We start from the raw sequence: 11091 nt of genomic DNA, 5'->3' as shown, positions 1-11091 counted from the left end.
TCACTTAATTTCTCGTCTCCATCCAATAATTATCAGCGGTTTGCCGCCTACTTCCTCCTTACTTGCCTCACATCCAACGTCCTTAAAGATTCTCATCATTTTGTCTACGCTGGGCTTATCGATTAACTCCTTGACTACTTCCGGGATTATATATGAAGATGCCAGGAAAGGCATATATACATTAATTTTAGTTATCAATAATCTATAAATATGTGCAAGCAATTGAGAATCTTCGTTTCCTATATACATAGCACCTTTGCTACATGGAGAACGCATTAGCTCCTCCTCCATGCTTAGCCCTATAATGAAATCTCTAGTGAACGGCACCGGCGTAGCAAGTGCAAAATCGGGATTATTCGCAATAATCAAGCTCTTGAATAATTCATAAATGTAATCCCATTTAATCGCAAACACTTCTTTTGCCTTTAAGTCTAGATAAGATATACCATCTATTAGGAAAGATGGAACGAGCACTACCAGATACTTATCATTATCTATTACCTTACCAACTAGTTCAATGCTATTAAATGGCTCACTTAAATGGTCACAAGAATACTTTACTATTCCGCTTCCATCTCTACCGATAGGTACCTTGCTGCATCCAGATAATTCAATTTCCTTTATAGATCCGAATTCTAGAATGAACATCAAACATCACCTTGTACCCTTGCATCCAATTACTCTACATTGTTTTTTATTACATTTATTGTAAATTTTTTTTATTAATTTGTCAGGAATTATCAGTATAAATTTAAAACCTATTGATCCTGCCACATGTAAATAATCCCGCAATATATTATTCTTACTGGACCCAGTGTTGGAACCGCACGCACACTCTACCATGAATCTATAGATATATCCTGGTTTCTTACGACTCACAGACACCAACAAGCATATATCCGGGTTTAGACTTCCTGATCTTGAGCATTTTTCACACTTGATTATAGTTCCATTTTTTATTCTATTACTACATTCATCTAGTCTACAGAGGCCTATTTTAACCGGTGTGTAATTACTTAATTCCTTTATTGCCTTTATTAAATCATGGTTTGGATTTAATATACCACACTCGCAATCAACAACTTTATCGGAATTAATCGGCATGCCTTGCGAATTTAAGTCGCACGATGTAACGGAATAATATGATGGATTCATCTAAGAGGACACCTCCATATATGCCTCGTGTTCTTCTTCGAATAGGTCAATGTCACTTAACTCATTAATAGATTTAATTTCCTTTATCGTTCCTTCCTTAAACACGTATACTGTTGCCTTCTTTTTGATGGCGAGCAACGGTATGAGCCCATTATGTGTTTCCATTATTATTGGAAAACCATATTCTTCATCGCTAAGCAGGCCGAATAGTCCGCTTAAGTAATCGACATGGAGCCCAAACTCTGCTGTATCTATATATACGAAAACTGCTTCTCCAATATCGCTTAATATCCGTGCCATAGATAATGCGGATGCTATCAGCGATAATTGCCTTATTCCGGTGCTAATGAATTCCTCATTGCATATCATCTTTTTATTATCATATATGTCGGTAAGGCAAGGTGTTACTCCAACCGCTCTCAGCCGATATCTTGGCTCGATCCCCGTCACTATATCATTCAGATACTCTAGATATGTTAAGTAAAGTTTCCCCAAGTCCTCTTGTGTATATGATCTTTTGAGTATATTACCCACCAATGATTCGATGCTCACTATATTGCCAAAATGGATTTCATTATTCATAGATGAAGATGGACTAATTCTAATTGATCCCCACGAGATCGTTATTATAGCGTATGGCTTATTGCCTATTGCACGAAACGGTAGAGATCCTTCCGAGCAGTTACTCTCACTCTTCACCTCATTACCATCGTACTTAAAGGTGATCCTTAACTTGCCTTGGCTCTCCCTTACTTTTTCCAGGATTAATTCACTACTATGGGCCCCATCGCTGAGAATTGCATTTGAATTATCCTTGTCAAAATTAACCAGCAAACATAGGTCTCTGATGGGTACAGTCGCGTCTAGGGATCCAAATGCTAAAATGCGGTCTAGAACCCTTATTGTAGTGCTTTTTCCTGAATTATTGGGACCGTAGAAAATAATGGGTCTGTTATCGAATTCAACGCTTCCCCTCTCTATGGGCCCCATGTTCTCCAACTCCAATCTATACATTATAATTATTGCATTAATGAAGATTTAAAAGATTATCTTTATTTTATGCAATGAATTTCTTTATTTTTTATTTTGTACTGAATCTACCATATCCGAGGGCCGTCTTTGCCCCCAATCCCTTGATAAATGCGCCCTTCAACGCCTCTATCAACACCTGCGCAGTGCACATGCCTTGACATTCATTGCCCATTTGAGCCGCGTATATATAGTCACCGGGCGCGTCTGTCTTGCACTTTACCATCACTTTATGCTTAACTCTTTTTCTGTTGGCCATTATTACTACCCTGAAGCCGATACCCTTGGAGACAGTGAGGAAGGGCAGTGGGGTTGGACTGACGTCGGTCTCGCTTATTGCTCCCTCGACCTCCCTGTAGTGGGGATTAATTATATCAATGCTCAATAACCCTCGCCCAGAGGGGCAGTAAGTTGGGTATGAATCCAGCACTACCACGGGGGAAGCCTCAACTGGACTTTTCCTGGCATTAACTGGACTCAACGCCGTGAGGCACGGAGCCGCACTGGGGCTAGACTCAAGTGCTCCCCTGAGGGAGGTAGAGGGTATATATGGCAGGTTAGCTATGGGATCCCAGGCAATGCCCAGCTCCAGGGCCTCCATGTATGGATTGCTGAGGCCTATGGCTAACCTGCTCGTCAAGATGAAGGTGGAATCTATTATTTTCTCATAGCCCAACCCGATAAGCGCGTCTCTGACTTGATCCATATGGGCATTAACATCCCTCACTAAGTTAGAGATACTATTACAACTATATGTCCCTACAAGCCTTTTCATTATAGCCTTCACTCGCTCGTTAATCAGTTCCCTATAATTGGAATTATTAATGCTTCTTCCACTTAATGCTCCTCCAGTTATTATTTCATTTATGGATTTCACGTATTTGAGCCTAATGTAACTTATCGCATTAGTTGATTGATTCATTATATCATGAGTTGGTTGAGTGGGGTTCACGGCCATGAATGCCACCTAATTCCCCTTCTATTAAGGTACTCAGTGAATTCATTCAACGCAGTATAGGTGGCATTGATTATATCGTTCTCGCTTATATTTATCGGCTTGTTTCCCCCGTCGATCCACATCAATTTCCTGGGCCAATCGGCAGATGTTAACACTGTCAGATAGCTGGTTTTCCCGTGTACTGCGAGCAGCATGGGGGAAGCCCTCCTATCCGAGCCGCTGGTAATCTCGTAGCCCGTGCCCCTCTGTTCTCTGGGCAGTCCCAATATCCATGCCATGAGCCTAAGCCTAAGATCATCCTTACCTCTTGGATCACCTCTTGTAGCCCTAGCCCTCTCCGGCCTCAAGAAAAAGTTGTGTAGAAGCTGTAACTTATCCTTGCCGGCCTCCATTGTGATTACTTGGAATGAAAATAGTTTTTGATCTCTATTACTCCTATAATTCCTATCAACGCAATTAGTCAAGTCGCTGATAGTCACGCTTGGTATGGGAGACAAGCTGCATCTGCTCCTTCCACTGCTCCCCGCCATTCTCTCCAGAACGTGATTACCCACTACCTTATCTACGTAATTCATTGCCTCATTTACAGCATCGCCTATTCTCCACTCCATATTGAAAAGCCGAGAATAATTACCCTCAACTTGTATATCCAAGCAACCCAACCCCCTCCTACCCCCCTTGCCAAGGCACGATAAGTTCAAGGCCAGACCAAGCGCGCCGAGCGATGCCTTCACTGCATCACTGCTTAGCCCGCAATTTAAGTGATCATCTACTATAATTCTGATCCTCAATTGATCCAAGTACTCCACCTGCCTCTTGCCCAGAGTGAGAAGCTTAACCCTGTTCAAATCCCTTATGTTATAATCATTGTTGGCTATCTTGGGAGACACATTATCCATGGTCTCCACCTCTATGCTAAAGCAAGATGCTCTGTGCTTTTTCCCCCTACCGACGTACCCAAGCCCCATATCGATGCCGACTATCTCTGAAATAACGCTTGCCTCCGCCTTTGTGGGCGTCTTGACGGCGTTTTTATTGGATTCTCCATTGAGTAATCCCCTATTGAATAAGGCGCCGGCCACCAGTGACCTAGCCCACCAACGCCAAATCCCCTTCACCTCGCTGGGCCTTATCGGGTAGTCCACATCTACCTCGTTCGGGTCGGCGGAGCCTGATAAGAGGGGCGTCGCGAGGCTTGCGCTTATCTGAGCCAATACCATTTAATCGCCTGTTGGCTTCTCTATGGAGGCCTCCGCTAGTCTCTTCAATTGAACCGCGAACAGCAGCAATTTATTGTCGGCCAGCAGCTCCGCGTTGCCAGCGTTTAATTGATTTATGACGTCAATCAACGTGCCTGCCTTGCTTATGGTACTCAACTTAATCAATGCCTTCACTAAACACGCGCCGTACAATTCATAGGCCTCATTGCTTACCTTGCCGCTTTCCTTCAATTTCCTAAATACATCCTCAATGGAATTACTGCCTAGCGCTATGCCTAGCTTTGAGAGGCCCGTCTCGTTTTTATCGCTTGACTTTGACAATATATAACTCAAGACATACGTTGAGCCGTTGTAGTATAGGTCGGTCAACATGTCCCTACACCTAGACCTAAAGCCGGACCTGACTTCTTTGTCTCCATCCCTGTCCCCGAACACCTTGTTGAAGGCTGTAATGCATTCTACGGCCAGATCCAATACGCCGTCCCTGACCTGGACGGAACTCACTCCAACCACCACAGCTTAGCCAGCCCCTTCCCTACAGTTTCCTTACCGCCAATCACCACGGAGCCCAACTTCGTCAGTTTCTCACATATCTTGCGTGGATCCTTTAATTCATCATTGGACGCCTTGGTGCTGCTGCATAAAACCGCCGACGCCATCAATGAGTGCTGGGGCAGGTATTCCTCCTCCCAGAGCCCGCCCGAGACCACAGTCTTCGTGGCCCTATCCAGCCTCACCCTGGTCTGCACTATCAAGCTCCTCCTCACAATGTCCCGGATAACATCATCATCCACTACCACCAATCCAGCGGCCGATACCTTGTTCCCCAATTCGCCTCCAAGCAGATCGGCCAGTTTCTTCTTGACTCCTTTTTGATCTATTTTGGCCTCCAGCTCCAACTCATTTATCACAACCTTATCATTTATTGTATATTCTCCGGCGCTGGCCAGCGATTTTCCATTGCCCATGGCCTCCCTAACATCACTGATCAATTTATCGAGATCCTCATGTTTCTTTCTATATGATTCCTTGAGATGACCATTAAGTCCAGACAATGCATATAGGTAAGTGGAGTAATAGCTCAGTAAGTGGGGAGACGTAACGTAAACCCAAACCCCCCTTAATGACCTGGCGGGAATCAGGAGAAGCCTGGCATCCAGGAACGATACCGCGGATGAATAATCAGGAGCCCCCGCCTCTGGTCCGAATATTGCATTCACTTCCTTCCTGCAATTATCATCACCGCAATCAAGCGCGAAGCTGCTCCGCACGGTTCCCTTCAACTCGCTTGCCCAGATAACCGGCATGTCGAACTCATCCCGCTGGATCTGCAAGTCAACTACATCGCCCCCCCTACCGCTGCCAGGATGCATCGGCGTCAATGCTTGAATGAATAACAGCCTAGCTTGATTGCCAGCCGCACTAGAAGCAGATGTCGCCGAAGTAACCCCGCTCATGCTCATAAATGCGAGAGGCAACGCTTTCTTATAAAATTATCCCCCAAGTTATCAGCAAAATAACTAACATTACCTACACAACAAGATAACTCATCGCTTTGCACATTATAATATATTTTTATAACAACTATACTAACCTCCTCCCAGTCCAAAGAAGCAAGTATCATTCCATTATTACAATAATTCATTAGCCTTACAATTCAATTATTTTATAAACTCTGCCCATCCAACAGAGCCAATAATATTTACCATTCCTCACTCTCAATTCTTTATGTAGATTCTGCATCATTAACCGTATTAATTAACCACTCCACAGCATTGACTCTCAATTCTTTTGTAGATTCTGCTTTTACCCCAATGCGGAGCTGAATTTCCCGCGCGCTCTCAATTCTTTTGTAGATTCTGCAAAATCATGTGAAATCCATAGGGGTAGAGCTAGAAGGGCTCTCAATTCTTTTGTAGATTCTGCTGGGCAAGGTGAGGCGGCAGACTCTCGGAGCCGAACACACTCTCAATTCTTTTGTAGATTCTGCTTTTTCACCTTTCTTTTTTCTCCCCTCCCACATGGTCTCTCAATTCTTTTGTAGATTCTGCATGATACTATCATAATTAGTGCTAACGGAGATATACTCTCTCAATTCTTTTGTAGATTCTGCAACGCCGTACACCGAGTCATTGCTCCAAGACACTACCCTCTCTCAATTCTTTTGTAGATTCTGCTCTCAGCCACTCGTTGGAAATGAGGAATGGATGCCTCACTCTCAATTCTTTTGTAGATTCTGCCTAAAGAATTCCTCGGCAAGGGAAAGAACGCCGAGGAGTTCTCTCAATTCTTTTGTAGATTCTGCCCATAACCTGGAAGCAAGCCGCGGGCGAGATAATTCTCTCAATTCTTTTGTAGATTCTGCTTGAATGAATACATAACTCATGCGTCAAAGGTATACTACTCTCAATTCTTTTGTAGATTCTGCTTCAACAAACCGGTTTCGAGCCCGATACAATCTTAGATCCCTCTCAATTCTTTTGTAGATTCTGCTATGAAGCGGTATGGGTAGTAGTACTTGTCGCCGTCCGGCTCTCAATTCTTTTGTAGATTCTGCTGCAGTTTTTGGAGAAGGTGAGGATGAATGGATCTTACTCTCAATTCTTTTGTAGATTCTGCGTAACCACAACACCCGATCCTCCGGTTCCTTCCCAACTCCTCTCAATTCTTTTGTAGATTCTGCTGGATCCAGTGTTCACGAATGATTTAGAGGTGCCGATCTCTCAATTCTTTTGTAGATTCTGCTTAACGTTTCTTAATGATGTGAATAACGGTAATGCAGTAACTCTCAATTCTTTTGTAGATTCTGCGCCCTGCCTTTATCAAGCCGCATGGTCTCTCTCCCCTGGAATCTCTCAATTCTTTTGTAGATTCTGCCTGCTGCTCCGCCACGAAGGTGTGGTAGATCTTGGGGTAGCCTCTCAATTCTTTTGTAGATTCTGCGATAGTGACTTAGTTGATTCATATGTGTGGCTGAAAAAGAACTCTCAATTCTTTTGTAGATTCTGCCCTCAAGGATGTTTTAGCCTTTCTCGAGAGGGTAAAAACTCTCAATTCTTTTGTAGATTCTGCGGTTTGGGCAGCCTTTTCGGCTGCCTCCAGGTTTTGGTCTCTCAATTCTTTTGTAGATTCTGCGGGGAGCCGGATCCAGGCTTCCCCTGGACGTCCAAGGAGACTCTCAATTCTTTTGTAGATTCTGCCCAAGGGCCTCCAGGCCCTTGAAGAGCAAAAGGAAGAGGACTCTCAATTCTTTTGTAGATTCTGCTTTGCCGTGTCGCAAGAGACGGACGCCGGCGAGATCCTCTCCGCTCTCAATTCTTTTGTAGATTCTGCTTTAAAGGGGAATTTCCAAATGGGGATCCCCTTAAACTCTCAATTCTTTTGTAGATTCTGCGCCGAGCGAGCTTAAGCAATTCATGGAAACACGGCCAGGCTCTCAATTCTTTTGTAGATTCTGCATGGATGACAGGGTAGCTCTGGACGCGGTGAGCCCGGCTCTCAATTCTTTTGTAGATTCTGCTATCAATCATTTCCCAAAACATCGACGTCGTCCACTCAACTCTCAATTCTTTTGTAGATTCTGCGAACAAATGAGGACGATCTATTGTACCGGTACGTCCCGGACTCTCAATTCTTTTGTAGATTCTGCGTAAGGATGACTCAATTGATAGCGGACAGTTAAATATTCACTCTCAATTCTTTTGTAGATTCTGCTGGACGTTTACTTTTTTGAGGTGAGTCTCGATGAGTGACTCTCAATTCTTTTGTAGATTCTGCTATGAAGAGGCTGATAAAGAATAGGGATAACGTAATTTGCCTTCTCTCAATTCTTTTGTAGATTCTGCTTAGGTTTAACATCGCCAACAACCTGGTTCAAGCATACTTCTCTCAATTCTTTTGTAGATTCTGCGAACCGGAGAGCCTCGAGCTGCTCATCACGTCTAGATCTCTCAATTCTTTTGTAGATTCTGCTAGTATCATTGTAAATCCCACGTCTAAGCCCATAGACGTCTCTCAATTCTTTTGTAGATTCTGCATGAGTTTGGGAGAATACTTGAAAGAAAGGGGGATAATAATCTCTCAATTCTTTTGTAGATTCTGCCAGGCTCATCTGCAGCAGCTGGACAATTCTACGTTACCGCCTCTCAATTCTTTTGTAGATTCTGCGAGTGACGACATAAACTTTACGTCATTCACTAATAGTCTCTCAATTCTTTTGTAGATTCTGCGATAGTATAATCTCCTCGCTTTCATCGCTACCGCTCTCAGCTCTCAATTCTTTTGTAGATTCTGCTCAATCAATTAAGCGAGTCACTACGCCCACTAATAGCTCTCAATTCTTTTGTAGATTCTGCAGCAATAAGCTCCCCAAACACGTGCCCACATCGCTTGAGGCTCTCAATTCTTTTGTAGATTCTGCCTGATGCTCACCGCTGAGGCTGCTAGGGTTGATCGGAGCTCTCAATTCTTTTGTAGATTCTGCAGTGGTCGAAGTGCGTCTCCGACGGTCTGCTGAACGCCGACTCTCAATTCTTTTGTAGATTCTGCGCCTACCCGTCCCCGCTCAAGCCATGAAAATAGCGGCTCTCAATTCTTTTGTAGATTCTGCGGTGCTGGGAAGGAGTACAGGAACTTAATAATCCTCGTGACTACTCTCAATTCTTTTGTAGATTCTGCCGGCCGCTACCTCATTCGATATTTCTTATATCCATTTGGTCTCTCAATTCTTTTGTAGATTCTGCTGAGGCAGTCATTCCAGCGAGAACCAGCGACTTCCAGAGCTCTCAATTCTTTTGTAGATTCTGCAGGTTGGCTTGAACCCCAAGGCTCACCGCGGGGCTTGTGACTCTCAATTCTTTTGTAGATTCTGCAGGCGACGGGCTTTATATCGTTCATAAGAATCTTGTCATCTCTCAATTCTTTTGTAGATTCTGCGGGATTCCCCTCTCGGACGCTCTCAAGTTTTTGGAGAGGGCTCTCAATTCTTTTGTAGATTCTGCAGATGAGTGACGATATAAACTTTTCAACCTTCTCCTCAAGCTCTCAATTCTTTTGTAGATTCTGCTGATGGCTCTTGGATTGGGCACTAGCCCAAGTGCAAATGTCTCTCAATTCTTTTGTAGATTCTGCTCGTATGCCGCTACCGCTGCCGTTCTATTCAGGTTTATCTCTCAATTCTTTTGTAGATTCTGCAAGGATGCAGGGAAGGCCGTGATAGAGTTAATCTATTTTCTCTCAATTCTTTTGTAGATTCTGCGAGGACGTTCAAGTTCAAGAGAATGCCCGTCCCCTACCAATCTCTCAATTCTTTTGTAGATTCTGCAGGTAAAACGGAAACCACGTGAAAAAGGGTCGAGGACTCTCAATTCTTTTGTAGATTCTGCTATACAGCCTCACCTCCACATCCACCACCTCACCCCTCTCCTCTCAATTCTTTTGTAGATTCTGCGCAAGGTGAAGAAAAGGCCATGAGTAAAGGTTGGCGTTCAGCTCTCTCAATTCTTTTGTAGATTCTGCGGTTCAACCCTGAGGAAACGGATTTCAGTGATGAAATATGCTCTCAATTCTTTTGTAGATTCTGCGCCTTGAGGGGAATTTCTTTTCCGGGATTCCCCTTAACTCTCAATTCTTTTGTAGATTCTGCGGGAAGCCAAGCGAAGAAAAAACCACCCCACCAAGTGCTCTCAATTCTTTTGTAGATTCTGCTTATACTATCTACTACAGCCTCATCATCCTCGTACTTGCTCTCAATTCTTTTGTAGATTCTGCCTAGCATTGTTCAGGACGCAGCCGTCAGGCTTGGAGACGTGGGCTCTCAATTCTTTTGTAGATTCTGCGGGGAGATATTACTATTCTTTCATCTACGGGACTGAATACGCTCTCAATTCTTTTGTAGATTCTGCTTAGTCAGCACTGATTGATTGATTGACTGCATCGCCTCTCTCAATTCTTTTGTAGATTCTGCTTGAGGAGAAATACAGCTTTGACGTAATCATCAAAGCACCTCTCAATTCTTTTGTAGATTCTGCGCTTCAATCAACGTTCTCCCCACTCATCGCCGCGATCCCCTCTCAATTCTTTTGTAGATTCTGCGGAGCCCGTCACTATTCGGTTTGTCATGCGTAATAATCTCTCAATTCTTTTGTAGATTCTGCAGCCGGTGACGGGAACGGAGGAGTGGGTACCGCGTAATATCTCTCAATTCTTTTGTAGATTCTGCTCATCTATGCCTCCGCGATCACGGCGATAACGAGGACTCTCAATTCTTTTGTAGATTCTGCAATAGCGGGTACGCTGATCCTGTCGCTTGGGGGACGGAGTCTCTCAATTCTTTTGTAGATTCTGCACTTAACGTAACCGTCTACGCTCGGCGAGGCCGTCACGTCTCTCAATTCTTTTGTAGATTCTGCCTATCTGCGTGGACTCATTAAAATTACGGGCAATGGTAGACTCTCAATTCTTTTGTAGATTCTGCGGGCGGGATCACGGGGGCGTGAATGCCCCACCGCCTTAATCTCTCAATTCTTTTGTAGATTCTGCACAACATGTCGGCTAGAGACATTTGAGGATCGCCTCTACTCTCTCAATTCTTTTGTAGATTCTGCTTACGGCCGATCAACTTGACGTTTACTTTTTTGAGGTCTCTCAATTCTTTTGTAGATTCTGCCCGCCATTCTAAAACCGTGGATTCTCGCCCACAGAGTCTCTCAATTCTTTTGTAGATTCTGC

6 protein-coding genes and 1 CRISPR repeat array (1 of these 7 cut by a window edge) are annotated in these 11091 nt (G+C 43.9%); all 6 genes read right to left on the bottom strand.

Features of this window, described 5'->3' with window-relative positions; all coding sequences use genetic code 11:
• Nucleotides 1-648, bottom strand: a complete 648-nt coding sequence (locus ACZ5ZS_RS02660) for a hypothetical protein (protein ID WP_162508521.1) — start codon at nucleotides 646-648, stop codon at nucleotides 1-3.
• 507 nt (nucleotides 649-1155) lie between these two features.
• Nucleotides 1156-2169: an AAA family ATPase gene (locus ACZ5ZS_RS02655; RefSeq protein WP_188596338.1), complete on the bottom strand. Its 1014-nt coding sequence runs from the start codon at nucleotides 2167-2169 to the stop codon at nucleotides 1156-1158.
• A gap of 67 nt (nucleotides 2170-2236) precedes the next feature.
• Nucleotides 2237-3142: a type III-B CRISPR module RAMP protein Cmr6 gene (gene cmr6 / locus ACZ5ZS_RS02650; protein WP_229657699.1), complete on the bottom strand. Its 906-nt coding sequence runs from the start codon at nucleotides 3140-3142 to the stop codon at nucleotides 2237-2239.
• Nucleotides 3133-4362: an RAMP superfamily CRISPR-associated protein gene (locus tag ACZ5ZS_RS02645; protein ID WP_188596337.1), complete on the bottom strand. Its 1230-nt coding sequence runs from the start codon at nucleotides 4360-4362 to the stop codon at nucleotides 3133-3135. The genes cmr6 and ACZ5ZS_RS02645 overlap by 10 nt, the downstream gene beginning before the upstream one ends.
• Nucleotides 4363-4866, bottom strand: coding sequence for a type III-B CRISPR module-associated protein Cmr5 (gene cmr5 / locus ACZ5ZS_RS02640; RefSeq protein ID WP_188596336.1), 504 nt, complete (start codon nucleotides 4864-4866; stop codon nucleotides 4363-4365).
• The gene (gene cmr4 / locus ACZ5ZS_RS02635) at nucleotides 4863-5819 is read right to left on the bottom strand and encodes a type III-B CRISPR module RAMP protein Cmr4 (RefSeq protein ID WP_188596335.1); all 957 of its coding nucleotides are present in this window, start codon (nucleotides 5817-5819) and stop codon (nucleotides 4863-4865) included. The genes cmr5 and cmr4 overlap by 4 nt, the downstream gene beginning before the upstream one ends.
• A gap of 322 nt (nucleotides 5820-6141) precedes the next feature.
• Nucleotides 6142-11091: direct repeats of the CRISPR family, unit length 25 nt; unit sequence CTCTCAATTCTTTTGTAGATTCTGC; it runs 125 nt beyond the window's last position.

The sequence above is a fragment of the Thermocladium modestius genome, from assembly GCF_055398215.1.
This window is presented reverse-complemented; position numbering and strand designations above follow the sequence as displayed.

Excerpts from the sequence above, each read along its gene's own strand:
- cmr6 (WP_229657699.1), bottom strand. The coding sequence starts at position 3,142 with ATGGCCGTGAACCCCACTCAACCAACTCATGATATAATGAATCAATCA.
- ACZ5ZS_RS02655 (WP_188596338.1), bottom strand. The coding sequence starts at position 2,169 with ATGTATAGATTGGAGTTGGAGAACATGGGGCCCATAGAGAGGGGAAGC.
- cmr4 (WP_188596335.1), bottom strand. The coding sequence starts at position 5,819 with ATGAGCGGGGTTACTTCGGCGACATCTGCTTCTAGTGCGGCTGGCAAT.
- ACZ5ZS_RS02645 (WP_188596337.1), bottom strand. The coding sequence starts at position 4,362 with ATGGTATTGGCTCAGATAAGCGCAAGCCTCGCGACGCCCCTCTTATCA.
- ACZ5ZS_RS02660 (WP_162508521.1), bottom strand. The coding sequence starts at position 648 with ATGTTCATTCTAGAATTCGGATCTATAAAGGAAATTGAATTATCTGGA.